The sequence below is a fragment of the Kitasatospora sp. MAA19 genome (assembly GCF_029894125.1).
Classification (GTDB): Bacteria; Actinomycetota; Actinomycetes; order Streptomycetales; family Streptomycetaceae; genus Kitasatospora.
In genome coordinates, this window is sequence record NZ_JARXYZ010000001.1 from 494,001 (window position 1) to 517,019 (window position 23,019).

The 23,019-nt window shown below is 71.0% G+C and carries 23 protein-coding genes; 11 read left to right on the forward strand and 12 right to left on the reverse strand.

Annotated features, from left to right (window positions below; all coding sequences use genetic code 11):
* Positions 1-65 precede the first annotated feature (65 nt).
* Positions 66-569 carry a hypothetical protein gene (locus P3T27_RS02200; RefSeq protein ID WP_280673952.1) on the forward strand — a complete coding sequence of 168 codons (504 nt, stop codon included), beginning with the start codon at positions 66-68 and terminating at the stop codon, positions 567-569.
* On the opposite strand, the gene P3T27_RS02205 is transcribed toward P3T27_RS02200, so the two are convergent.
* From P3T27_RS02205 to P3T27_RS02215, 3 genes are all read right to left on the reverse strand, one after another.
* Positions 562-1,422 carry a hypothetical protein gene (locus P3T27_RS02205; RefSeq protein WP_280673953.1) on the reverse strand — a complete coding sequence of 287 codons (861 nt, stop codon included), beginning with the start codon at positions 1,420-1,422 and terminating at the stop codon, positions 562-564. The two genes, P3T27_RS02200 and P3T27_RS02205, sit on opposite strands and share 8 nt — an antisense overlap.
* A 240-nt stretch (positions 1,423-1,662) precedes the next feature.
* Entirely contained in the window at positions 1,663-2,958 is a 1,296-nt protein-coding gene (locus P3T27_RS02210) for a metallophosphoesterase (protein WP_348534045.1), read from the reverse strand.
* 114 nt (positions 2,959-3,072) lie between these two features.
* Positions 3,073-4,230: a LacI family DNA-binding transcriptional regulator gene (locus tag P3T27_RS02215; RefSeq protein ID WP_078879728.1), complete on the reverse strand. Its 1,158-nt coding sequence runs from the start codon at positions 4,228-4,230 to the stop codon at positions 3,073-3,075.
* Between the two features lie 439 nt (positions 4,231-4,669).
* Between P3T27_RS02215 and hisC the strand changes: the two genes are divergently transcribed.
* From hisC to P3T27_RS02240, 5 genes are all read left to right on the forward strand, one after another.
* Entirely contained in the window at positions 4,670-5,752 is a 1,083-nt protein-coding gene (hisC, locus tag P3T27_RS02220; RefSeq protein WP_280673954.1) for a histidinol-phosphate transaminase, read from the forward strand.
* A 263-nt stretch (positions 5,753-6,015) separates the two neighbouring features.
* Positions 6,016-7,404, forward strand: coding sequence for a biotin/lipoyl-binding protein (locus P3T27_RS02225; protein WP_280673955.1), 1,389 nt, complete (start codon positions 6,016-6,018; stop codon positions 7,402-7,404).
* Between the two features lie 2 nt (positions 7,405-7,406).
* Positions 7,407-8,210 (forward strand): ABC transporter ATP-binding protein, encoded by an 804-nt coding sequence (locus P3T27_RS02230; protein WP_280673956.1) that lies wholly within the window; start codon positions 7,407-7,409, stop codon positions 8,208-8,210.
* The gene (locus P3T27_RS02235) at positions 8,207-9,418 is read left to right on the forward strand and encodes an ABC transporter permease (RefSeq protein WP_280673957.1); all 1,212 of its coding nucleotides are present in this window, start codon (positions 8,207-8,209) and stop codon (positions 9,416-9,418) included. Before P3T27_RS02230 ends, P3T27_RS02235 begins: the two co-directional genes overlap by 4 nt.
* A gap of 8 nt (positions 9,419-9,426) precedes the next feature.
* On the forward strand, positions 9,427-10,074 hold the full coding sequence (locus P3T27_RS02240) for a DUF5666 domain-containing protein (RefSeq protein WP_280673958.1): 648 nt from the start codon (positions 9,427-9,429) through the stop codon (positions 10,072-10,074).
* A 64-nt stretch (positions 10,075-10,138) separates the two neighbouring features.
* On the opposite strand, the gene P3T27_RS02245 is transcribed toward P3T27_RS02240, so the two are convergent.
* The 3 genes from P3T27_RS02245 to P3T27_RS02255 are packed head-to-tail and all read right to left on the reverse strand — an operon-like array spanning position 10,139 to position 10,874.
* The gene (locus P3T27_RS02245; protein WP_280673959.1) at positions 10,139-10,270 is read right to left on the reverse strand and encodes a hypothetical protein; all 132 of its coding nucleotides are present in this window, start codon (positions 10,268-10,270) and stop codon (positions 10,139-10,141) included.
* Complete coding sequence (locus P3T27_RS02250) at positions 10,261-10,515, reverse strand: hypothetical protein (protein WP_280673960.1); 255 nt, start codon at positions 10,513-10,515, stop codon at positions 10,261-10,263. Before P3T27_RS02250 ends, P3T27_RS02245 begins: the two co-directional genes overlap by 10 nt.
* Positions 10,512-10,874: an ATP-binding protein gene (locus P3T27_RS02255; RefSeq protein ID WP_280673961.1), complete on the reverse strand. Its 363-nt coding sequence runs from the start codon at positions 10,872-10,874 to the stop codon at positions 10,512-10,514. The genes P3T27_RS02250 and P3T27_RS02255 overlap by 4 nt, the downstream gene beginning before the upstream one ends.
* 186 nt (positions 10,875-11,060) lie before the next feature.
* Between P3T27_RS02255 and P3T27_RS02260 the strand changes: the two genes are divergently transcribed.
* Positions 11,061-11,921, forward strand: a complete 861-nt coding sequence (locus P3T27_RS02260) for a helix-turn-helix transcriptional regulator (protein WP_280673962.1) — start codon at positions 11,061-11,063, stop codon at positions 11,919-11,921.
* Complete coding sequence (locus tag P3T27_RS02265) at positions 11,914-12,114, forward strand: DUF397 domain-containing protein (protein ID WP_280673963.1); 201 nt, start codon at positions 11,914-11,916, stop codon at positions 12,112-12,114. The genes P3T27_RS02260 and P3T27_RS02265 overlap by 8 nt, the downstream gene beginning before the upstream one ends.
* A 55-nt stretch (positions 12,115-12,169) precedes the next feature.
* Here the strand turns inward: P3T27_RS02265 and P3T27_RS02270 are convergent, their stop codons facing one another.
* The 6 genes from P3T27_RS02270 to sigJ all read right to left on the reverse strand — a co-directional run bounded on the left by P3T27_RS02270 (position 12,170) and on the right by sigJ (position 19,702).
* The gene (locus tag P3T27_RS02270) at positions 12,170-14,257 is read right to left on the reverse strand and encodes a transglycosylase domain-containing protein (protein ID WP_280673964.1); all 2,088 of its coding nucleotides are present in this window, start codon (positions 14,255-14,257) and stop codon (positions 12,170-12,172) included.
* Between the two features lie 829 nt (positions 14,258-15,086).
* A complete protein-coding gene (locus tag P3T27_RS02275) occupies positions 15,087-15,779 on the reverse strand; it encodes a DUF1062 domain-containing protein (RefSeq protein WP_280673965.1) in 693 nt (230 codons plus the stop codon).
* A gap of 428 nt (positions 15,780-16,207) precedes the next feature.
* Complete coding sequence (locus tag P3T27_RS02280) at positions 16,208-16,375, reverse strand: helix-turn-helix transcriptional regulator (protein ID WP_280674116.1); 168 nt, start codon at positions 16,373-16,375, stop codon at positions 16,208-16,210.
* 334 nt (positions 16,376-16,709) lie between these two features.
* Positions 16,710-17,480 carry a hypothetical protein gene (locus tag P3T27_RS02285; protein ID WP_280673966.1) on the reverse strand — a complete coding sequence of 257 codons (771 nt, stop codon included), beginning with the start codon at positions 17,478-17,480 and terminating at the stop codon, positions 16,710-16,712.
* On the reverse strand, positions 17,464-18,693 hold the full coding sequence (locus P3T27_RS02290) for a hypothetical protein (protein ID WP_280673967.1): 1,230 nt from the start codon (positions 18,691-18,693) through the stop codon (positions 17,464-17,466). Before P3T27_RS02290 ends, P3T27_RS02285 begins: the two co-directional genes overlap by 17 nt.
* Positions 18,694-18,769: 76 nt before the next feature.
* Complete coding sequence (sigJ, locus tag P3T27_RS02295; protein ID WP_280673968.1) at positions 18,770-19,702, reverse strand: RNA polymerase sigma factor SigJ; 933 nt, start codon at positions 19,700-19,702, stop codon at positions 18,770-18,772.
* A gap of 152 nt (positions 19,703-19,854) precedes the next feature.
* Between sigJ and P3T27_RS02300 the strand changes: the two genes are divergently transcribed.
* The 3 genes from P3T27_RS02300 to P3T27_RS02310 all read left to right on the forward strand — a co-directional run bounded on the left by P3T27_RS02300 (position 19,855) and on the right by P3T27_RS02310 (position 22,944).
* Entirely contained in the window at positions 19,855-20,328 is a 474-nt protein-coding gene (locus P3T27_RS02300; protein WP_280673969.1) for a carboxymuconolactone decarboxylase family protein, read from the forward strand.
* A gap of 339 nt (positions 20,329-20,667) precedes the next feature.
* Positions 20,668-21,420: a response regulator transcription factor gene (locus P3T27_RS02305; RefSeq protein ID WP_280674117.1), complete on the forward strand. Its 753-nt coding sequence runs from the start codon at positions 20,668-20,670 to the stop codon at positions 21,418-21,420.
* 12 nt (positions 21,421-21,432) lie between these two features.
* Positions 21,433-22,944: a HAMP domain-containing sensor histidine kinase gene (locus tag P3T27_RS02310; protein WP_280673970.1), complete on the forward strand. Its 1,512-nt coding sequence runs from the start codon at positions 21,433-21,435 to the stop codon at positions 22,942-22,944.
* The last annotated feature ends 75 nt before the right edge of the window (positions 22,945-23,019 follow it).

Sequence of the window (23,019 nt, forward strand, 5' to 3'; positions counted from 1 at the left end):
CGACCGGTCGGGCGGTGGCGAGCGAGGGTGGCTCCAACAGCCGAACGAGGGTGAGGAACCCGAAGATGTCCGCGATCCGCCGTCAGACCGCCACTGCTGCCCGAGCCCTCCTGGCCCTGCCGACCGGCGCGGTGGGAGCGGCGTTGGTGGTGGCCGGGCAGCCCGGGCGGGCCTCCCGGTGGCAGGCGCGGGTGTCCGGCGGTCGGGGCTGGACCGGCGGCCGGGTGCTGGGCCGGGCGGTGCTCGGGCTGCCGCTGGACGCGGCGGCGTTCCTGCTGGTGGGGTACGCGCTGTTCAACTCGGTGCGGAACTTCGGCTACCCGCTCTGGTACCTGGGCACCGACTACCACCACGCCTGGGGTGGCCCGACCATGGCCGGGGTGTGGGCCGTGCACGCGGCCGGCTGGGGTCTCTGCCTGTACCTGCTGCTGCGCTGGCCGGTGCGGTGGCTGGCGCGTGGTCAGCAGGCGCTGGCCGAACGGCTGTTGGCCGAGCGTCCGCTGGGCGAAGGGCTGCTGACCGAGCGGCTGTCGGCCGGTCGGCCGACGGCGGCCCCGGTGCTCAGGTGACGTCGTCGGGGCTGGTGAAGGACGGGGAGCTGTAGCCGGGGCCGGTGAAGTCGGGGGTGGTGAAGGCGGCCGGGCGCGGCTCGTGGCCTTCGGGGCCGGTCGGGCCGTCGGGGCCGGGGCTGGTGAAGGACGGGGAGCTGTAACCGGGCCCGCTGAAGTCGGGGCTGCTGAAGTCGGGGCTGCTGAAGTCCGGTCCGGCTCGCCCGGCGCCGGGGACGGCGGGCAGGTTGGCGTGCAGGTAGGGGAGCAGCCCGCGGTCGCGCAGCGCGGCGCGCCACTCGCGGTGGGCGTCCGCGAGTTCGGCGGCGAGTTCGGGGTCGGTGCCGGCCGGGGCGGCGGCGCCGTCGCGTATGGCGGTGAGGACGAGCCCGATGATGCCGACGGCCATCGCGGCGACCCCGGCGGCGAGCGCGGCCCAGCCGGCGGTGACGAGGGAGCGGGCGAGGGTGAGGTCGGGGTTGGCGGCGCGCAGCAGGTAACCGAGGAGCAGCAGGACCAGGGCGGCGGTCCAGGCGAGGATCGGGGTGAGCACGGTGAGGACGGGGAAGAGCCCGGCGCCGCCGTTGGCGGAGCGCAGCTGGGTGAGCAGCCCGGGGGCGATCGGCTCGGTGCCTTCGGGCGGCGGGGGTGTGGCGCGCAGGCTCTCGCGCAGCCGGGTGTAGTGGAGGTACTCGGTGGTGGCCGCGGCGGCGATGGCGTCGGCGTCGCGCAGGGCGCGGATGCGCAGCTGGTCGGCGGTGAGCGCGCCGGGGGCGCGCAGGGCGGTGAGGATGGTGCGGTCGCGCAGGGCTTCGGCGAGGAGTCGCTCGTATTCCGGGCGGTCCTCGGCGAGCAGCGGCGGGGGGTTGGTCATGGGGACCCCGTTCGTGCGGACCCCGTTCGCTCCGCCCCAGGGGGCCGCTGGACCCTCAGGGACGCCGAAACGGGCGCGGAGGCGGGCCGCCGGACGGGCGGCCGGGTGTGGTGTGCCTCATGGTAGGGGCGGGCGTGGCCGTGCTGACAGTCGGTTTCCGGAATTTCGCGCCCCGGACCGCGCGCGTGCGGCGGCCCGGGCGCCGGGAACATCCGTTCGGTACGGTCCCCGGGTGTGGCCTCAGTTGACGGGCAGTCGGGCGACGAGCAGGCGCCCTTCCATGGTGACGCCGCCGTCCATGGCCACCGCGAGGTCGTCCGCGTAGACGTAGGGGCCGGGGATGTGCGGCGGCACGCCGTCGTCGGCGTGCACCGCGCCGGTCAGGTACGGGATGGGGCTGTGCCCGTGCACGACCCGGGTGCCGCCGTAGGTGTCGAGCAGCTCGTGGACGGCCGTCGGGCCGGCGTCGCCGCGGAAGGCGAAGCGCTTGGTGAAGCGGCGGAAGCAGTCCCACCACTCGTCCACGCCCTCGTCGGCGAGCAGGCCGTGGACGGCGTCGTTGACGTCGGGGATGGACTCGCCGTACTCCAGGTACGCGGTGGTGTCGGAGTGCAGCAGCAGGTGGCCGTCCTCCAGCGCGATGGCGGGCAGCCGGGAGAGCCAGCTGATGTGGTGCGCCTCCAGGCGGTCCAGGTCGTGCTGCTGGCCGCCGTTGAGCCGCCAGGCGGCGAGGAAGGAGGCGGTGCCGGCGGTGGACTGGACGGGTTCGTCGCCGTACCTGGCGGCGCCGAGGAAGAGGAGTTCGTGATTGCCCATCAGGGCCCGGCAGTAGCCGCCGGCGGCGGCGGCTTCGGCGGCGAGCTGCATCACGAGGTCGATGACGCCGATGCCGTCGGGGCCGCGGTCGGTGAAGTCGCCGAGGAACCAGATCCGGGAGCGGCCGGCGGACCAGTGGCCGTCGGCGTCGATCAGGCCCTGGTGGCGCAGCTCGGCGCGCAGCTCCTCCAGGTAGCCGTGCACGTCGCCGACGACGTAGAGCGGGCCGGGGGGCTCGCCGGGGCCGGGGGCCGGGTACGGGTAGGTGGGTGCGGCGGGATCGGGCAGCGGCGGGCCGAGTTCGATGGTCGGCGGGTCGTCGCGGCCGGGGACCTGGAGGGCGGGGGAGGGCTGGTCGGGCAGGGTCGGCTCGTAGCCGGGGTGGTCCTGCTGAGCGAACTCCTGGGCGTGCACGGTGTGGTCCTGGTGGGAGAACTCCTGGCCTGCCGGGGCGTGCGCGGGGTGGTCCTGGGGGGAGAACTCCTGGCCCTGTTCCGGGGCGTGCACGGTGTGGCCCTGGCCGTCGGAGGGCCAGTGTTGTTCCAGGTAGCGGGCGCCGCCGTAGCCGCTGTAGGTCTCCGCCTCGTACGGCGCGCCGCCGTAGCCGGGGGCGGACTCCGGTTCGTAGTAGGTGCCGTAGGGCAGCACGTCGAGGTCCGGCTGGTGGCGGGGGCCTGAGTCGGGGTGTTCAGGCCCGGGGAAGCGGTCCTCGGGTGTCATTCGCCCATCATAGGAAGACCACTCTCCCGGCGTCGTCACCTGGTGGGTATCCAATCCTCCGGAGCGTCAGCCGGGCCGTCCCGCAAGGTCCGTTTTGTCCCGGCTCGGTATGGTCTAGACCTCGCCCGGGGGCCGGGGAGGGCTGACGGTGGTGCGCGGGCTCCGGCGCTGGGAGGACGCGCGGACGATCAGTTCGGTCGGCATCAGGGTGCCCGGCGGCGGGCCGGTGCCGGCGGTGCGGAAGCGCGGCGGGAAGAGCCGGGCGATGTCGACGCCCGTCCCGGAGTCGACGCCCTCGATGGCGTCGATGAGCAGGTTGACCACGGTGGTGCCGATCCGCCGGGGCTTGAGGGAGAGCGTGGTGATCGGCGGCTCGGTGGTGGCGTAGACGTCGCTCTCGCTGCAGCAGACCAGCAGCAGGTCGTCGGGGACCCGCAGGCCGTAGCGGCGGGCGGCGGCGAGCAGGTCGGTGCCGTTGGGGTCGAACAGGCCGTAGACGGCGTCGGGCCGGTCGGGGCGGGCGAGCAGCCGGTCGGCGGCGACGGCGCCGGCGGCCGGGTCGTGCGCGGGGTAGGTCTCGTAGACCGGCTCCTGGCCGACCTTGGCGCACCAGCCGAGGTAGGCCTCGGTGGAGAGCCGGGTGTAGGTGTCGGTGCTGGTGCCGGTGAGCAGGCCGATCCGGCGGGCGCCGGCCTCGGAGAGGTGGTCGAGGATGCCGAGCACGGCGGCCTCGTGGTCGTTGTCGACCCAGGCGGTGACCGGGCAGTTGCCCGGCTTGCCGTCGCTGACGACCGGGACGCCGGACCGGTACAGCTCGCTGACCAGCGGGTCCTGGTCGGGCGGGTCGATCACCACGGTGCCGTCCAGGGCGATGTTGCCCCAGACGTCGTGGCGGGAGGAGGCGGGCAGCACCACCAGCGCATAGCCGCGGCCGAGGGCGGCGCTGGTGGCGGCCCGGGCCATCTCGGCGAAGTACGCGAACTCGGTGAAGGTGAACGGTTCCTCGCCGTAGGTCGTGACGGTCAGCCCGATCAGGCCGGACCGTCCGGTGCGCAGGGTGCGGGCGGCTGCCGAGGGGCGGTAGCCGAGGCGCTCGGCGACCTCGCGCACCCGGCTGCGGGTCTCGTCGGGCAGGCGGCCCTTTCCGTTCAGCGCGTCGGAGACGGTGGTGATCGACACTCCGGCGGCTGCTGCCACATCCCGGATGCCGGCCCGCTCCAGACGCCGTGAGGTGGTGGGACGCCGACCGCTCTGGTTGGCTGCTGCTGTCATGGCGGACCGATCGTATGGCTCCTGACAAGGGTCTGTGACCGGCGCATCGGGAGCCCTTGGAGATACGTTTCTCCAAGAGTGAGCCGGGGTGCGCCCCTTCGATACCCGCACGAAACCAGCCTTCTTACCTCTGACATGTGCCAAAGGAACCCGGCAGAATGGCTGATCTGCACTCGTCACCCGACCGGGTATCTCACCCCTACGGGTGAGGGTGGTCGGTATCGTTCAAGGCACCCGACCGGGGTGGTCCGGGCGCGTTCCGAGAGTCCGGGCACGGTGGCGATCCCACGGGTGGCGGGGCGATCGCACCAGAGCATCGCATCGGGCACTGGAGCATCGCACCGGGGCATCGCACCGGGGCATCGGCACCGGAGCACCGGTACCGGGGCATCGGCACCGGAGCACCGCACCGGAGAGAGCATCGAGAAGGAGTAGGACCGTGACTGGTACTGGTACGTCAGCGCAGGGCCCGCGGCTGCGGCCGAACCTGGACGGCATCCCCACCTACAAGCCCGGCAAGCCGGCCGGCGCCGACGCCTACAAGCTGTCCTCCAACGAGAACCCCTACGACCCGCTGCCCGGCGTGCTGGAGGCGGCGGTCGCCGCGGCCGGCTCGCTCAACCGCTACCCGGACATGGCGGTCGGCGAGTTGACCGAGGTGCTGGCCGAGCGCTTCGGCGTGCCCGTCGAGCACATCGCCACCGGCACCGGCTCGGTCGGCGTCGCCCAGTCGCTGATCCTCGCCACGGCCGGCCCCGGCGACGAGGTGGTCTTCGCCTGGCGCTCCTTCGAGGCGTACCCGATCATCACCCAGGTCGCCGGCGCCACCCCCGTCCCGGTGCCGATCACCGAGGCGGGCGACCACGACCTGGACGCGATGCTCGCCGCGATCACCCCGAGGACCCGGCTGGTCTTCGTCTGCAACCCCAACAACCCCACCGGCAACGTGATCCACCGCGCCGAGCTGGAGCGCTTCCTGGACGCCGTCCCGGCCGATGTCCTGGTGGTCGTCGACGAGGCGTACATCGAGTTCATCCGCGACCCCGAGGTGCCCAACGGCGTCGACCTCTACCGGAACCGCCCGAACGTCTGCGTGCTGCGCACCTTCTCCAAGGCGTACGGCCTCGCGGGCATGCGGGTCGGCTTCGCGATCGCGCACGAGCCGGTGGCGAACGCGCTGCGCAAGACCGCCGTCCCGTTCGGCGTCAACCAGCTCGCCCAGAACGCCGCCGTCGCCTCGCTGCGCGCCGAGCAGGCGCTGCTGGAGCGGGTGGACGCGCTGGTCGAGGAGCGCGCCCGGGTGGTGGCCGGGCTGCGCGCCCAGGGTTGGGAGATCCCGGACTCGCAGGCCAACTTCGTCTGGCTGGGCCTCGGCGAGCGCTCCCAGGAGTTCGCCGCCGCGTGCGCCGAGGCCGGGGTGATCGTCCGGCCGTTCCCGGAGGGCGTCCGGATCTCGATCGGCGAGGCCGAGGGCAACTCGATCTTCCTCTCGGTGGCCGAGGCGTTCCGCAAGACGCTCTGACCCCTCCCGTTTCCGCCGGGGCGCACCGTTCGCGGTGCGCCCCGGCGGCGTTTCCGGGGTCTTCGGTGGTGGGGCCCGGGGTGCTGCCGGATGGCTGGGGATCCCTGGGAGCCCGCTGGGAGTTCGGCCAACGACTGCCCACGGCGCGGCCAAGGTGCCCGCGTGAACGGGGCGGTATATCCGGAATGCCCTGATCCGCTCGGTCAGTCTTCTCCCAGCCCGCGCCCAGGGCTCCGCAAGAGCGCCCAGGAAAGCTGTCCGGCATGAAGGTGCTCCCGCGACGGCGAGGCGTCGTCCTCGTCAACTCCGCGCTCGGCGTGGCTCTCCTGGGCGGTGCCGCCCTGGTGTACGCCACCGTGAACGGCGGCACCAGTGCCGCCGCAGGCAAGACCCCGGTCCGGACCGCGACCGTGGCCAAGGGAACGGTCCTGGCCACCGTGTCCGGAACCGGCACCCTGGTCTCACCGACCGACGCGGCCCAGGACTTCGCCACCGGCGGCCGGCTCACCTCGGTCAAGGTCGCGGTCGGGGACGCCGTGAAGAAGGGCCAGGTGCTCGCCACCGTCGACACCACGGCCGCCCAGCAGCAGGTGGACGCCGCCCAGGCGGCCCTCACCACGGCCAACGCCAACCTCACCAAGGCCCAGACCGGCGTCACCACCACGACCACCGAGCCGCTGCCGGGTGCGACCTCCGGCGCCGGCGGCAACGGCGGTGGTGGGGAACGCGGAGCGGGCGCGAACAGCACGCCCGCTCCGCAGACCACCACCATCACCACCACCAAGGTCGACGACGCGGCCGTCGCCCAGGCCCAGCAGCAGGTCGCCACCGCGCAGACCACCCTCGCCAACGCCCAGGCGGCGCTGACCGGCACCACCCTGACCGCCTCGGTGGACGGCACCGTCGCGGCCGTCTCGGCGAAGGTCGGCGACACCGTCGGCAGCGGCGGCTCGTCCGGCTCCTCCGGCTCCACCGGGACGGCCGCCAAGTCGAGCACCGGCAGCACCGGTTCGAGCGGTACGCCGAGCGGCTTCATCGTGCTGACCAACCCGACCGGGATGCAGGTCACCGCCAACTTCTCCGAGCTGGACTCGCTCAAGCTCAAGAAGGGCGAGGCGGCCACCGTCACCCTGAACGCGCAGTCCGACACCAAGCTCAACGCCACCGTCCTGTCGGTCAGTTCGCTGCCCAGCAGCAGCGGCGGCAGCGCCGGATCGACGGCCGTCCAGTACGCCGCCACGCTGCAACTCGGCGGCGACACCAGCACGCTGCGCACCGGCCTCAGCGCCACCGTCCAGGTGATCACCGGCGAGGCGGACAGCGCGCTCTCGCTGCCCACCTCCGCGCTCTCCGGCACCGGCACCAGCCGCACCGCGACCGTGGTGCACCCGGACGGCTCCAGCGAGCGGGTCACCGTCGGGGTCGGCGTCGAGGGCGACAGCACGGTGCAGGTGCTCTCCGGGCTGAAGGAGGGCGACAAGGTCGAACTCCCCACCACCAGCGGCGGCAACGGCTTCCCGAACGCCTCCTTCCCGGGCCTCGGCGGCGCGGGCGGCGGCCGGGGCGGCGGGGCCGGCGGCGGCCTGGCGGGCGTCGGTGGCGGTGGCGGTGGCAACGGCGGCGGCGGGGCCGGCCGGGGCGGTAAGGGCTGAGCATGCGTCACGTCATCGACAAGCGCGTCCCGGCGGCGCCCCCGCCGGTCATCCAGCTGCGCCGGATCACCAAGGCGTACGGGCACGGCGACGCCGTCGTGCACGCGCTGCACGGCCCGGAGGACCCGGCCACCGGCGGCCCGCTCGGCGTCAGCCTGGACATCGAGCAGGGCGACTTCGTCGCGGTGATGGGCAGCTCCGGCTCCGGGAAGTCCACCCTGATGAACATCCTCGGCTGCCTGGACGTCCCGACCGCCGGCCGCTACCTGCTGGACGGCATCGACGTCGGCCACCTCGACGAGGGGCAGCTCGCGTTGGTCCGCAACCGCAAGATCGGCTTCGTCTTCCAGTCCTTCAACCTGATCCCGCGCACCACCGCGCTCGCCCAGGTCGAGCTGCCGCTCGCCTACGCGGGCGTCCGGGCCGCCGAACGGCGCCGCCGGGCCCTGGCCGCGCTCTCGCTGGTCGGCCTCGCCGAGCGCGCCGGGCACCGGCCCAACCAGCTCTCCGGCGGCCAGCAGCAGCGTGTCGCGGTGGCCCGGGCGCTGGTCACCGCGCCCGCGATGCTGCTCGCCGACGAACCGACCGGCAACCTGGACAGCCGCTCCACCGAGGAGGTGCTCGACCTCGTCGACGCGCTCAACGCCACCGGCCGCACGGTCGTCCTGATCACCCACGAGGACGAGGTCGCGCGGCACGCCAAGCGGGTGCTGCGGCTGGTCGACGGCCGGATCGTCGACGACGTCCGGCAGGCCCCGGTGGACGGGCCGCCGCCGCTGCTGCGCGACCTGGGGGTGACGGCGTGATCCTCTGGCAGATGCTCCGCTTCGCGGCGGGCGGCCTGGCCGCCAACAAGGTGCGCTCGGCGCTCACCATGCTCGGGGTGCTGATCGGCGTCGCCTCGGTGATCCTGCTGCTGGCCGTCGGCAACGGCTCCTCGGTCGCGGTCAAGGAGTCGATCACCTCGCTCGGCACCAACTCGCTCACCGTCAGCGCCGGTTCGGCGTACGGCGGGGCGCGCGGCGCCGGCTCGGCGAAGAAGCTCACGGTCGCCGACGCCAAGGCGCTGGCCGCCGACACCGACTCGACCGCGATCAGGTCGGTCGCCCCGGTGGTCACCACCAGCGGCACCGCGCTGTACGGGGACATCTCATACAGCCCCGGCTCGATCGTCGGCACCTACCCGGCGTACTTCGAGACCGCCAACCAGAAGGTCGCGCACGGCGAGTACTTCACCGACGACGACGTGCTCGGCTCGCGCAAGGTCGCGGTGCTCGGCGCCACCACCGCCAAGCAGCTGTTCGCCACCGAGGACCCGGTCGGCAAGCGGATCGTCCTCGGCGGGACCCCGTTCACCGTGGTCGGCGTGCTGGAGGCCAAGGGCGGGACGGGCTTCACCGACCCCGACGACGTGGTGATCGCCCCGCTGCCCACCGTGCAGAACGTGTTCACCGGGTTCGGCCCGGTCAACCAGATCCTGGTGCAGGCCAACTCGGCCGACACCACGACCGCGGCCCAGGCAGAGGTCACCCGGGTGCTGCTCGGCACCCACGCGATCACCGACCCGACCAAGGCCGACTTCCGGATCACCAACCAGGCCTCGCTGCTCACCGCCCGGGAGAGCACCACCAAGACCTTCACGGTGCTGCTCGGCGCGGTCGCGGCGATCTCGCTGCTGGTCGGCGGGATCGGCATCACCAACATCATGCTGGTCACGGTCACCGAGCGGACCAGGGAGATCGGCATCCGCAAGGCGCTCGGCGCCCCGCGCGCGGTGATCCTCGGGCAGTTCCTGACCGAGTCCACCCTGCTCTCGGTGCTCGGCGCCGGGCTGGGGGTGGCCGTCGGGATCGCCGGCTCGCACTTCAGCATCGTCGGCATCAAGCCGGTGGTGATCCCCGAGTCCGTGCTCGGCGCGTTCGGCATCGCCGTCGCCATCGGGCTGTTCTTCGGCAGCTACCCCGCCAACCGGGCCGCCTCGCTGCGGCCGATCGACGCCCTCCGGCACGAGTAGGACCTTCCATGAGTCAAGAGATCGCGACGGTCAGCAGCCCGGCCGAGCAGGTCGCGCTGCTCGCCACCCCGCCGGACGCCCGGGACGTCACCGCCGAACTGGCCGCGCCGCCGCGCCGCAAGCTGCCGTGGCTCTCGCTGGTCCTGGCCGGCGGTGTGATCGCCACGGGCGCGTTCGCGGGCGGCGTCTGGTACCAGCAGGGGCAGGGTTCCAGCGGGAAGTCCTCCCGGCCCGCCGCTGCCGCTGCCGCCGGTGCTGCTCAGCGTCCCGCCTCCGGGTACGGGCAGGGCGGCGGCGGGCAGAACGGCTCGCGCCGTGGGGGTGGCCAGGGGCAGGGCAGTGCTCAGGGCCAGGGCGGCCAGCCCGGCTTCACCCGGGGCACGGTCAAGGCCGTCGACGGCAGCACCGTCTACCTCACCGACGCCAACGGCAACACCGTCAAGGTCACCACCGGCGACGCGACGAAGGTCCAGCTCAACAAGGACGGCAAGGTCACCGACCTGCAGCCCGGGCAGAGCGTGACCGTCGTCGGCACCCCCGACGCCAACGGCGGCTACGCGGCCAGTCAGCTCGTCGAAGGCGCGGCCGCTGGCGGGGGCGGGTTCGGTGGCGGCTTCGGCGGTGCGGGCGGCGCCAGGAACTCGTCCGGAGGCTGACCCCGCAGCCCCGGACGCCCGCGAGGCCCTCGCCCATCCCTGGGGCGAGGGCCTTCGCATGTGCTCAGCGCTGTTCGTCGCGGTCGTCGGGGCGCGGCATCCTGAGCGTCGCGATCACACCGAGGGCCACGATGACGATCGCGAGCGCGAGCAGGAAGACGAGGGCCGCACCGACCAGGAAGCTCATCACCCCCACGCCTCGTTCCGTTCGGCGTCGCGGAGCAGGTGGAGGAGGTTGAGCAGAGTGCTCACGGGGGCGTTGCCGAAGTCGACGAGGATCCGGCCGTCGAGGGTGGTCTCGTGGGGGAAGGCGGAACCCCAGAGGAGGCCGTAGGAGCGTCCGCGCCGGTGCACCTCGCCGAGCAGGGCGATGAGTTGGGGCTGGGTGTAGTCGCGCATCCGGGGGTCGTCCGGCGCGATGGGTTCGCGGGCGGTGCTCACGCGGCGGAGTCCAGCTCATACCAGACGATTTTGCCGCGCTTCTGGGGGTCCACGCCCCAGCGGTGGGTGAGGCCTTCGATGAGCTGGAGGCCTCGGCCGGTCTCGGCGGTGCCGGCGGGGGTCTGCTCCTGGGGGATCGCGTCGTTCTCGTCCGAGACGCAGACCCGGAGGGTGCAGCCGAGGAGGGAGAAGTAGACGACGGGCGCGGGGGTGGCGCCGTGGCGCCAGGCGTTGACGAGCAGCTCGGAGAGGGCGAGTTCGGCGTTGAAGATGGTCTCGGGGTCCCAGCCGGAGCGGGTCAGGGCGTCCCGGAGGGCCTGTCGGGTGAGGGTGAGCGAGGGGGTGTTGCGGGTGCACACGGGAACCTCCATGAGGCGGCGGTGTGGAGAGATCAGTCGTCTACTGCCCAGGGAACAGGCAGTTCTGACGATCCGTCGGATCGATCTGTGACCGACCATAGCGCATCCGCTCTTAAAGTTAATTCGAATGTGGGAAGGTTCCTCCTTCAGTGGGACACTGGCTCCTGGACTTGCAGAGAGGACGCCATGGCCCTTCGAACCCCAACCCTCCGTCAGCGCCGTCTTGGCACCGAACTGCGGAGGATGCGAGAGCAAGCTGGCTTCGGTGGCAGCCACCTCGCCCGGTTGCTCGGGGTGACGCCTGCCCTGGTGACCCAGATGGAGAACGGGAAGTCCGCTGTCGCCCCGGAGCGCCTGCGCGAGATCGCGGCGGCCTGCATGTGTGCCAACGAACCCTTGATCGGTGCGCTCGAAGCCATGACCAGGGAGCGGGAGACCGGCTGGTGGGAGGAGTACAGCCGCAACCTGACCACCGACCTGCTTGATGTGGCCGCGATCGAGGCCCATGCCCGGCGGATTTCCACCTTCTCGCTTACCTTCATGCCTGGGCTGCTTCAGACGCCTGCCTATGCGGCTTCAGTATTCGCTCGGGCGATCCCGCCACTTCCGCGCTCTGACGTTGACCTCCGGTTGGCCTTCCGTCTGCGGAGGCAGCAGATCATCCGGGCAGGTGGGACGCCCTACACGGCGTTCATCCATGAAGCCGCACTACGCATGCAGTTCAGCGGGCCGGAGGCGCTTGCCGAACAGCTCGGTGTCCTCATCGACGACTCCGAGAGTCCGGGGATCTCAGTCCGAGTCGTGCCGTTCAGCATCGAGTCGTTGCCCGGCCCCAGCGAGAACTTCGTCTACACGGAGGGCCCGGTTCCCGAGTTGGACACCGTGCAGATCGACATCAGCTTCGGGTGCCCACTCTTCGACGCTCCCTCCGACCTGGCAAGTTACCGCGAGATCCTCGTCCGCATGGGGTCCGTAGCCCTCTCGGAAGAGGACTCGCGAGACTTCATCCGATCCATCAAGAAGGAGATAGAGGGCAATCATGAATAGCCCCGCATGGCAGAAGTCCAGTTACTCCGGCTCAAGCAACGCATGCGTCGAGGTACGTACTGTCGCCGGGCTGATCGAACTCCGCGAGTCCGACGAGGGCGACGTCATCGTCCGCACCACTGCCCGCAAGTTCTCCGCGTTCCTCCAGGGGGCGAAGGACGGCGAGTTCGACCACCTCCTCCCCGGCGCGTAGCGAATCGTTCTGGCGGCCCCTTGCTGCTCGCAAGGGGCCGCCGGTGTGACCGCTGTCAGTGCTGCTGGGCGTTCGGGTCGGCCGGGGGCGTGGCTCCGCCGGTCTGGTTGGCGTTGGGGTCGGTCTTGGGGGCCGGGTCGGGGATGTCGGCCATCGGCAGGGACTGCTTGGGCGTGCCGCGCAGGGCCTGGTTCATGGCGTCCCGCCAGATCGGTCCGGGGCCGTCGGCGCCGAACACCTCGGTGTGGTACTTCCCGTTGATGGTGATGTTGCGCATCTCGACGCCGCCGTCGGGGCCGCCGAGCCAGACCGAGGTGGCGAGCTGCGGGGTATAACCGCTGAACCAGGCGGCCCGCTTGCGGTCCGAGGTGCCGGTCTTGCCGGCGATCTGCCGGTTGTCCTCCAGGCTGAGCGCCGCGCCGGTGCCGTTGTTCTCGGTCACGCCGTTCAGGACGGTGTTCATTGCCCGCGCCGTGTCGTCGGAGAACGCCTTCTCGCACTGGCCGGCCGGGACGGGGACGTCCTTGCCGTCCACGGTGGTGATCTTGTTGATGGCGATCGGGGCGCAGTGCGTGCCCTGGGCGGCGAAGGTCGCGTAGATGTTGGCCATGGTCAGCGGGCTCATCTCCTCCACACCCAGGGCCATCGCGGGGACCTCTTCCAGCGGCTTGCCGCTGGCCTTGTTGGTCACGCCAAGCTTGTTGGCCATCTGCTTGACCGCGCAGAGGCCGATCTCCTCCTCCATCTGCACGAAGTACGTGTTGACCGAGAGCGCCATCGCCTGCTTCAGCTGGTAGGGGCCCTTCTCGCTCGCGGATTCGTTGGGCACCACCGTCTTGGGCCGGGCCTGGTTCTTCCAGGTCCCCTCGCAGGTCTTCATCGTCGGGTACTCGAGCTTGTTCGGAGCCGAGTACTCCTGGGTCGCCGGCAGGCCCGCCTCCAGTGCCGCGGCCGCGACGACCGGCTTGAAGGTCGAGCCGGGCTGGAAGCCGTTGCCGCCGCCCATCGCCGCGTCGACGTTGAGGTTGACGACGGTCTGGTTCTTGTTCGTGTCCAGGCCGTACGGGCGGGTCTGGGCCATGGCGAGGATCTTGCCGGTGCCCGGCTCGACCATGGTGGCGGCGGCCGAGACGCTGTCGGTGGTCCGCACGTTGGTGCTCACCGCGTTCTGGGCGGCGGCCTGCTTGTCCGGGTCGAGGGTGGTGTAGATGTTCAGGCCGCCCTGGTCCCAGAACTTCTTGCGGTCGGCGGCGTTCTGGCCGAAGGCCGGGTCCTGCTTGACCACGCGCCGGACGTAGTCGCAGAAGAAGCCCATGCCGGCCTGGGCGGTGATGCAACCGTTCTGCGGGGCCTTGAAGTTGAGGCCCAGCGGGGCGGCCTTCGCCTCCTTGGCCTGGTCCGCGGTGATGTGCTTGTTCTCGACCATCTTGTCGATGACGGTGTCCCGGCGCTTCTGCGCGGCCTGCGGGTGCAGCTTCGGGTCGTACTGGGACGGGTTCTGCACCAACCCGGCCAGGGTGGCAGCCTCGGCGACGGTCAGGTCCTTGTTGCTCTTGCTGAAGTAGCGCTGGGAGGCGGCCTCCACGCCGTAGGCGCCGTTCCCGTAGTACGTGATGTTGAGGTAGTTGGTGAGGATCTGGTCCTTCGACAGGTCCTCCTCCAGCTTGATCGCGACCTTGAGCTCCTGGATCTTGCGGCCCAGGGTCTTGCGCTGCGCCTCCAGGACGGCGGCCTGGTCCTCGCCGGCCTTCTCGACGTTGACGTTCTTCACGTACTGCTGGGTCAGCGTCGAGGCGCCCTGTGAGGCGGTGCCGCTCTCGGCGTTCTTGCCGATCGCGCGGACCACGCCCTTGAGGTCGACGGCGCCGTGCTCGTAGAACCGGGCGTCCTCGATGTCGACCTGCGCCTGGCGCATCAGCGGGGACATCTGCTCGGCGGGTATCACCGTGCGGTCCCGCTCGTACACCTTGGCGATCAGGCCGCCCTTGGCGTCGAAGATCTGCGTCGCCTGGGTGAGCGGCGGGGTTTTGAAGTCGTTGGGGATGTCCTCGAAGCCCTCCGCCGTGCCCTTGGCGGTCAGCCCGATGCCGCCGACGGCGGGCAGGGCGAGGCCTGCCAGCATGACTCCGGACACCACACTCACACCCAGGAACGTCACACCGAAGCGGGCCAGCCGAAGCGGCCCATTGCGGGCCGGGCGGGGAGCCGCGCTATCGGAGGAATTCCATATCGGAGGGAGGTTCGATTCCATCCCGGAATGCTAGCCCTCGCACCCCGGGGGTCGAACGATTTTTCGTGCGAGGCTGTCACGGCTGTGCAACAGATGCCGGAATTCGACTCCAGCACGTCAAATCGCATACGCACCAAATGAACGCAATAAAGAATTCGGGCCACCTGCTGTTGATTCGGCTCCCCCGGTGGCGTGGCCCGGGCGACTCCGCCGACGGTGACCGCGCGCATCCGTGGCTCCGCCCCCCCGACGCCCCCCTCTCGCGACCCTGACACCTCTTTGATGCCGTGAGCGGGCCGAAAGGTTGCGTACGGCTTGGACCCCCGAACCCGCCCCGCCCGGCCCGCCGTCCACCCGCCCCCTCGCCCTGCCCCGCCCTGCCGGTGACGGCGCCCGTCCTGATCGGGAGCCGCGGCGCCGGCGGGGCCCCCCTCGGTACAGGAAGTCGGCCGGCCCGACTTCCTGCACCGAAGCCACCCGGGAACCCGGCGGCCCATCGCACTCCGCAAGGGGCCGCCGACAACCATGCGTGACCTGCGTCGATGGCGACGATCCTGCCGTCGGGCGTGGGGACGCTCGGGGTGCCGGTCACGCTCCGATCATCGCCTGCCGCCACCGTTGCGGCACCCCGGACTGCGTCGTCGGAGGAGGCTGGACCTACCACGCGGGAGCCCGCCGCACGGCTCACGAACGGCGAGTCCGTGAGCCGCGCGCGGGTACCGCCCCACACCGAGCCTTCGGCCTACGCCCCGGACACCGCGCGCGACAGGCGCAGCGGCGCCTCGACGGCGTCGGCGGCGCCGAGTTCGCGCACCGCCTCCCGCCGCGTCGCCGCGACCGGAGCCGCGAGCTGAGCCAGGGTCGCCGCCGGGGCGTGGACCGTCAGCTCGAAGTCGCGGCGCGTCTTGGCGTCCGGGGCGAGCGGCAGGCGGATGCGGCCGTCCGCGACCATCCGGCGGACCCGGCTGCGGCTGAGGCCGAGGCCGGACATGAGCAGGCGTTCGACCCGGACCGGGACCGGCAGATCGAAGCTCACCAGCACCGTCAGCGGGGTCGGATCGTCGATCGCGTGGAGCGGCGTGCGTGCCTCCAGCTCCCAGGTGCCGCTCCAGTCCAGGCTGTAGCCGTTCTTGGCGGCGAGCGACGCACTCATCGTCAGTTCCCGCACCACGGCGAGGTCGTTGTTCTCGTACGCCTCCCTGCGGGCGGGTTCCAGCGACGACGTGTGGACGCGCTCGTGGACGGGCACCTTCGAGGTCCGGTCGCAGCCCGCGCAGCTGAGCAGCAGCCAGACGTCGAGGAGCTTGCCGTTGGCGTTTACACGGATCTTGCCCGAGGGCCGGTGCCGTGTGCTGGAGCAGTCCGGGCAGCTGCGGACGACGGTGGGCAGCGCGGACTGGCGCACGGCCCAGCGGGCCTTGCGTTCGGTATGCATGGTGGTCTGTTTCCTGGTTCAGCAGGAACGCGCGCAGGCCGGATCGGCTGGATCGGCCGGGGCTCCTGGGATCTGACGAGTGCTCACGAGGGCGCGTGTCATCGCCTCGGGGCGGGTGGCCGCATGGCGGGCGTCCCGAGGTCGATCGCGCAACAGGTCGTGTCTCTCCGTGGCAACTCGCGACAGCGCGTCTCATCGCCTCGGGACATGGCCGCATGGCCACATGGCCGAGCGCCGAGGGCGGTCGATCGCGTGAGCGCGTGTGTCGTCGCCTCAGCGCGCGGCCGGTGGCCCGGCGCAGAGGTCGATCGCGTAGGGGTGAGTTGCTACGTGGCAGTCGTCAGCACAGGTACATGCCGCACATCGTGATCTGGGCCGCGCTCCCTCGCAACCGGTTTCTTTAGACCAAGGCCGTCAGACCAACGCCGTCAGACCAGCGCCGCCAGTTCCCCGCGCGAGCCGACGCCGAGCTTCGGATAGGCCTTGTAGAGGTGGTAGCCGACCGTTCGCGAGCTCAGGAAGAGCTGGGCGGCGATGTCCCGGTTGGACATCCCCTGGGCGGCGAAGCGGACGATCTGCGTCTCCTGGGGCGTCAGGCCGGCGTAGTGCTCTGGTGATGCACACGGCGGTCGTCACCCGCCAGGTTGGAGCGCCGGCCTTGACCAGCCGGTTCGCTGCCCCGGGCGGTGACAACCGCCGTGACCAGGCGAGGCAGGTGACAACAATCTCGACCACTTGGTGACAGCTAGCGCGACCACGGCGAGGCGAACGCGCAGGTCGTAGGGCGCCCCGGGTGACAACTACCTCGACCAGTCACAATGTGAATCTCTTGCCCTGTCATGGCCGGCTTGGGAAACCTCATGACGACACCGAGCGATCGAGGGGGCAATGGTGGACCTGACAGGGCTTGTGGGTCACAAGCCCTCAAGGTCAGGCCGGCGGCATCAGATCGCTCTCGCTGATGGTGTACGTCAGCAGGGGGTAGATGAAGTCCGTTTCCTTGTTCTCTCGGCGCCGTAGTTGGTAGAACTCGCGCCTCTGCTCATCGTCGGCCGGCATGAGGCGCGCACCCTGCGGGAGGTGTGCATGTCCGTCGTGAAACCGGACGAAGGTCTTTGACGTTCGAAAGGTTATGCCCAGCCATTGGTTATCCGCCGTCTGGACGGGTTTGTCTGCCACGATCTTGTGCCTGAGTCGCCGATTCGAGTCGACAGAAAACGCGACGATACTGTGGTGGGCGAGGGGGATCTCGAACTTCTCGCCACCGGACCCCTTCGATTCGAAGATCAGCTTCCTCGGCGAGCTCGCTTCGGGATGTTGGTAGCAGGAGAAGACGGCGATGAACGACTCGTCGGCCAGATCGAGGGCCTGGTCGGAATGGCTGCCCATGGTCGTGTAAGCGTTCGTGTAGGTCTCGATGAGGGCGTTGTTGAAGCCGACCGAAAGCGCCGCACGTTCCTGAATCTGGTGCGCCAGTCGTTCGTGGACCGCCCGGAAGCGCTGCGGCGGGCTGCTGTATCGAGTGGTGGTACGTACGAGAGGCACGTCGTCCGCCTCGTCGATCTTGGTGAGCGTGGCGCCTCGCCGGCCCTTTCCCACGTCTTCCAGGAGAGCCGATGCGGACAGCTCCGCAAAGAGGTTCCCCTCGGTCGGCAGAGTGTACGAGAGGATCTCATCCGAGATCCTAGGCTCGGGGGGCACTGTAGTCTCCCGTGTTCATGCTGAAGGGAAATTCGTCGCCGTAGTCAATGAAGGACGAGGTCCTGTTCTCCTCGGCGTACAGCCTGCGCAGCTCGTTCATGCCGGCCGGTGTGGGTGGCCCCAGCCGCACCAGATCTCCGGCCGCTTTGAGGAACGTGTGGCCGTTCTTGTGAACGGCTTCGGCGCTCGAACAGCGCACCACGTATCCCAGGCGGGTCGGGAGCAATTCGGCGGCCAATGTCGAGGGCCGGATTTCATGCGTGTACAGGCGGTTGGTGGACAGCGGCATGAAGAAAACGGAGCCGGGGTGGAGCGTCAGGGTGAACTGCGGGGGGAGCGCGATCCCGTCGCGTCGCTCGGTCGGCTCCTTGAGGCGGAAGTGGAGTTTGGTCAGCCCGCTGGCACCCTTCACGCCGTAGTCGAAGGTGTCTTCGGCCAGGGGCTGCAGCTTGTCGAGCCGGTCATAGAAGGTGCAGAAGGCCATGATGCCGTTGACGGGCATGTCCTTGGTCTTGTCGGCATGGGCCGAGATCCTGGCCTTGGACTGCTTGCGCTCGGTCGTGGCAAGGGTGTTGTGGTAGATCTGAGCGAGGACGTGGTTCAGCGGGGCCTGGTTCCGGAAGACGGCGGCGGCCTCGCGGTTCAGCGCCTCGACGATGCGCGTGTCGGTCGGGCGAAAGTTCTCGGTCGGCCCCGAGAGATTCGTGGAGCACCGGAGCAGGCGGAAATGCAGTTCGTCACCGTTTCGGGTGACGGGCGTCAGATAGATTCCGCTGCGATGGGCTGTTCCAGGCTTGGTGGACTCCGTCAGGGACTGGAACGCGTGCTCCGCACGGATCCGTCCGAAGTGATCGGCGCCGGGGTCGAAGAAGCGGCGGTAGTACACGCCGGCGCCGTGTACGCGGATGGGGACTCGGCCGAGGTCGACGAGGGTCCAAGGTTCGTCGCCGTCCCCGTGGTAACCGTGTGACAGCTCCCGGACGACGAACACCCGGGCCGCCGCACGCAGTTGGCGGCCGCTGATCCCGGATACGTCGCCACACAGGTAGACGGTCTTCTGCGCGAGGTCGGGCGCACCGGAAGCAAGGTGCTCTGGCGTGATCGTGGACCCGAAGAAGTCCCTGACCACGTCATTGTCCTGCAGCGTCGAAGGCGCGACCAAGGTGTTGCCCGCATCCTCGATGCAGGCTTCCGCCGGCTCTGTCGTGTACATCAAACCGCACCTGCCATTCACACTCTGAGGTCCTGGAGATCGGTACCGGGCCGGGCTGCGACGCCGCTCCGGTCTGTCACTTCCCCGGCAGCAGGCCGATGTCGGAGACCGGGCCGAGGTGGCGGAGCTTGTCGGGGTTGTTCACCGCGTGGACGGCCTGGATGGCGCCGTCGGCGATCTCCAGCACCAGCACGCTGGCGATGCGGCCCTCGGCGTCGTAGAGCACGGAGCCCGGGCGGCCGTTGACCGTGGCCGGCCGGCGGGAGACGCCGAGCTTCCGGTTGCGGCGGAGTCCGCCGATGAGGAGTTGGGCGACGCGGCGGATGCCGGTCAGCGACTTGCCGAGGGCCCGGGCCTTGCCGCCGCCGTCGCCGTGGAAGACGACGCCGGGGGCGAGCAGGTCGAGGAGGGCGTCCAGGTCGCCGCCCTCAGTGGCGGCGAAGAAGCGGCGGGCGAGTTCGTCGCCCTCCGTGCGTCGGGCCGGGGGCGGCGGGAGGTCGACCGGCTGACCGGCGGGGGCGAGGTGCTTGCGGGCGCGGGTGAGGATCTGGCGGCAGTTGGCCTCGGACTTGCCGACGGCGTTGGCGATTTCCGGGTAGCCGTACCCGAAGGCCTCGCGGAGCAGGAACACCGCCCGCTCCACGGGGGACAGGGTCTCCAGCAGGAGGAGGAAGGCGATCGACAGCGAGTCGGCCAGTTCGGCGTACTCGGCCGGCCCCGGGCGGTCGGCGGTCACGACGACGGGCTCGGGCAGCCACTCGCCCACGTAGGTCTCGCGCCGCACCCGCGCCGAACCGAGGTGGTTGATACCCAGCCGGGTCACCGACGTGGTCAGGTACGCCTTCAGGTTGGTGATCGAGGTCCCGGCCTGGTCGGCCTTGGTCAGGTTGAGGAACGTGTCCTGGACGAGGTCCTCGGCGTCGCCCTCGGAACCGGTCATCCCGTAGGCGATGGAGAACGGCAGCGGCCGGTAGCCGACCGCGTCCGCTGCAGTTGCTGAACCCGGCATGGAACCCCTCCCTCGGATCGACCAGCAGGGTAGCCGAGGGACGTCCGGGGCGTACGCGGTGGTGAGACGCAGGTCACATGCGCACCTGTCACAGCTCGCCGGGGTGCCCTGTCTCAGAGGGCGCCAGCGGAACAGCGACACAGGAGCGAACGATGGAACCCCGCCTCAACCCCTTCGCTAGCCCGGTCCTGGGCAGGGTCTTCAAGCACCTCATCGCGGCGAACAAGCCGATCGTCGACTCGACCCTGCCGTTCGCGACGCAGGAGCTGGTGAAGCTGCGCGCCAGCCAGATCAACGGCTGCGGCTTCTGCGTCGACATGCACTCCAAGGACGCCGCGCACGCCGGGGAGACCTCGACCCGCCTCAACCTGGTCGCGGTCTGGCGCGAGGCGACGGTGTTCACCGACGCCGAGCGCGCCGCCCTGGAGCTGGCGGAGCAGGGCACCCGCCTCGCCGACGCGGCCGGCGGGGTCACGGACGAGGCCTGGGCGAACGCGGCCGAGTACTACGACGAGGAGCAGCTCGCGGCGCTGGTGGCCCTCATCGCCGTCATCAACGCCTTCAACCGCGGGAACGTCATGCTCAAGATGCCCGCCGGCGACTACCAGCCCGGCCAGCACGGCTGATCGACCGACACGGCCGTCTGACCGAAGCCCCACGCCCCCCACACCCCCCACGTACAACCCCGCTAGGGAGAGAGACCATGAACCTCGCGCTGTGGATCGTCGCCGGACTGCTGGCCTCCACGTCCCGGCCGTCGACGCTCACCGGGCGCCCCGTCCGTGCGCACACCACCCAGCCCACGCCGGAGGGCTTGTCACCCCAAAACCGACCGATAAGGTGTTAATCCAACATTCATCCATGCCGCATAGCCTCCGGGGGCTAGCCTCATGCTGAACGCCATCGTCCGACCGGGAGGCAGAACCCCCGTGCAAGGCACTGTCACCACACCAGGCGGCTCCACGGTGGCCGGGGGCCAGGGCGAGGCGTTTCTGCTCGTCGTGGACGACGAGCCCAACATCCGCGAACTGCTCGCCGCCTCGCTGCGCTTCTCCGGCTTCCGGGTCGCCTCCGCCGCCAGCGGCACCGAGGCGCTCGACCTGATCGCCGCCGAACGCCCCGACCTCGTCGTCCTCGACGTGATGCTCCCCGACCTCGACGGCTTCACCGTCGTCGAGAAGCTGCGCGAGCGGACCAGCCGCGGCCAGATCGCCGGGCCCGCGCACGGCCACCCCGGCGACCACCTCCCGGTGCTCTTCCTCACCGCCAAGGACGGCGTCGGCGACAAGGTCCAGGGCCTCGCCGCCGGCGCCGACGACTACGTCACCAAGCCGTTCAGCCTGGAGGAGCTGATCGCCCGGATCCGCGCGATCCTGCGCCGCTCCGGCGGGCCCGCCGAGGACGGCCGGCTGATCGTCGCCGACCTCAGCCTCGACCCGGTCGCCCACGAGGTCACCCGCGCCGGCGTCCCCGTCGCGCTGTCCCCGACCGAGTTCAAGCTGCTGCACTACCTGATGGCCAACGTCGGCCGGGTCGTCTCCAAGGCGCAGATCCTCGACCACGTCTGGGCCTACGACTTCGGCGGTGACCTCTCCATCGTCGAGTCCTACATCTCCTACCTGCGCCGCAAGCTCGACTCCGGCCCGGCCCACGGCCCCAAGCTGATCCACACCGTGCGCGGCATCGGCTACGCGCTGCGCCGCCCCCCGCAGGGCTGACCGGTCCGCCCCGTGTTCGCCCGGTTCTCCCCCTTCCGGCTGTCCCTGCGCGCCCGGCTGCTGGTGCTCGCGCTCGTGCTGGTCACCACCGGGCTGGCGGTCAGCGACACCGTCGTGCTCGGCACCGTCCGGATGCAGCTGGTCGAGCAACTCGACGAGCAGCTCCAGCGGTACGGGCTGCCGCTGTCCCGCAAGGGCCCGGTGCGGGTCGGCACCCCGGACGCCGGGCGGCCCGCCGTCACCGCCAAGCGCAGCACCCTGCCCAGCCAGTACCTGGTCCAGTACCTCTCCTCGGACGGCAAGGTGCAGGCCGTCATGCGCCAGCCCGTCTCGGACACCGACCCGACGCCCCAACTGGCCGGACTCGACCCGACCCGCACCGCCCCCGACGTCCCCTTCGACCTGCCCGACCAGCGCGGCCACCACAGTTGGCGGGTGCTCGTCCTGCCGCTCCAGGCGCCCCGGACCGCCGCCGCGAACCCCAGCGAGTACGCCTCGCCGGCCACCACCGCGACCTACGTCATGGTGGCCGTCTCCCGCGAGGACATCGACGCCACCATCGGCAGGCTGCGCTCCTCCTTCCTGGCGATCGGCGGCGCCGTCCTGGTGCTGATCGCCGCGCTCGGCTTCTTCGCCGTCCGGGCCGGACTGCGGCCACTGCGGCGGATCGAGGCGGGAGCCGCGCGGATCGCCGCCGGCGAACTCTCCCACCGGATGCCGGAACTCTCCCCCGGCACCGAGGTCGGGCGGCTGTCCATCGCGCTCAACGGCATGCTCACCCAGATCGAGGCCGCCTTTGCCGCCCGTGCCGAATCCGAGGCCCGGATGCGGCGGTTCGTCGCCGACGCCTCGCACGAGCTGCGCACCCCGCTCGCCGGGATCCGCGGCTTCACCGAGCTCTACCGGATGGGCGCGCTGCCCACCGACGCGGACGTCAAGCGCACCATGACCCGGATCGAGAGCGAGGCCGTCCGGATGGGCGCCCTGGTCGAGGACCTGCTGGTGCTCGCCCGGCTCGACGAGGAGCGCCCGCTCGACCTCGCCCCGATGGACCTGCGCACCCTCGCGGCGGACGCGCTGCACGACCTCACCGCCCTCGACCCGACCCGGCCGGTCGCGCTCACCGGCCCGTCCGGCACCGGCGCCCCCGGCGCGGCCCCGGTCCTCGGCGACGAGGCCCGGCTCCGCCAGGTGGTCACCAACCTGGTCGGCAACGCGGTCAAGCACACCCCACCCGGCACCCCGGTGCGGATCGGGGTCGGCGGCGCGGGCGGCGTCTGCCTGCTGGAGGTCGCCGACGCCGGACCGGGCCTCACCGAGGGGCAGGCACAGCGGGTCTTCGACCGCTTCTACCGGGTCGACGCCTCGCGCAGCCGGCACGACGGCGGCGGCGCCGGACTCGGCCTCGCCATCGCCACCGCGCTCACCCGCGCGCACGGCGGCACCCTCACCCTGGACACCGTCCCCGGTGCGGGCGCCACGTTCCGGGTCGAACTGCCCACCAACGGTGACCGGGTTTCGTAAAGTCATTGTCGACTCGTCAATTCCCTTGCTGACCAGGCAATAAGAGGCGCTTTTCCTTGCCGGAAGTCGGCATGG

Coding starts and splice junctions, on each gene's coding strand:
- P3T27_RS02210 (WP_348534045.1), bottom strand. CDS start 2,958: ATGACACCCGAGGACCGCTTCCCCGGGCCTGAACACCCCGACTCAGGC.
- P3T27_RS02225 (WP_280673955.1), top strand. CDS start 6,016: ATGAAGGTGCTCCCGCGACGGCGAGGCGTCGTCCTCGTCAACTCCGCG.
- P3T27_RS02265 (WP_280673963.1), top strand. CDS start 11,914: ATGAATAGCCCCGCATGGCAGAAGTCCAGTTACTCCGGCTCAAGCAAC.
- P3T27_RS02205 (WP_280673953.1), bottom strand. CDS start 1,422: ATGACCAACCCCCCGCCGCTGCTCGCCGAGGACCGCCCGGAATACGAG.
- P3T27_RS02300 (WP_280673969.1), top strand. CDS start 19,855: ATGGAACCCCGCCTCAACCCCTTCGCTAGCCCGGTCCTGGGCAGGGTC.
- P3T27_RS02200 (WP_280673952.1), top strand. CDS start 66: ATGTCCGCGATCCGCCGTCAGACCGCCACTGCTGCCCGAGCCCTCCTG.
- P3T27_RS02215 (WP_078879728.1), bottom strand. CDS start 4,230: ATGACAGCAGCAGCCAACCAGAGCGGTCGGCGTCCCACCACCTCACGG.
- P3T27_RS02290 (WP_280673967.1), bottom strand. CDS start 18,693: ATGTACACGACAGAGCCGGCGGAAGCCTGCATCGAGGATGCGGGCAAC.
- P3T27_RS02230 (WP_280673956.1), top strand. CDS start 7,407: ATGCGTCACGTCATCGACAAGCGCGTCCCGGCGGCGCCCCCGCCGGTC.
- P3T27_RS02240 (WP_280673958.1), top strand. CDS start 9,427: ATGAGTCAAGAGATCGCGACGGTCAGCAGCCCGGCCGAGCAGGTCGCG.
- P3T27_RS02275 (WP_280673965.1), bottom strand. CDS start 15,779: ATGCATACCGAACGCAAGGCCCGCTGGGCCGTGCGCCAGTCCGCGCTG.
- P3T27_RS02260 (WP_280673962.1), top strand. CDS start 11,061: ATGGCCCTTCGAACCCCAACCCTCCGTCAGCGCCGTCTTGGCACCGAA.
- sigJ (WP_280673968.1), bottom strand. CDS start 19,702: ATGCCGGGTTCAGCAACTGCAGCGGACGCGGTCGGCTACCGGCCGCTG.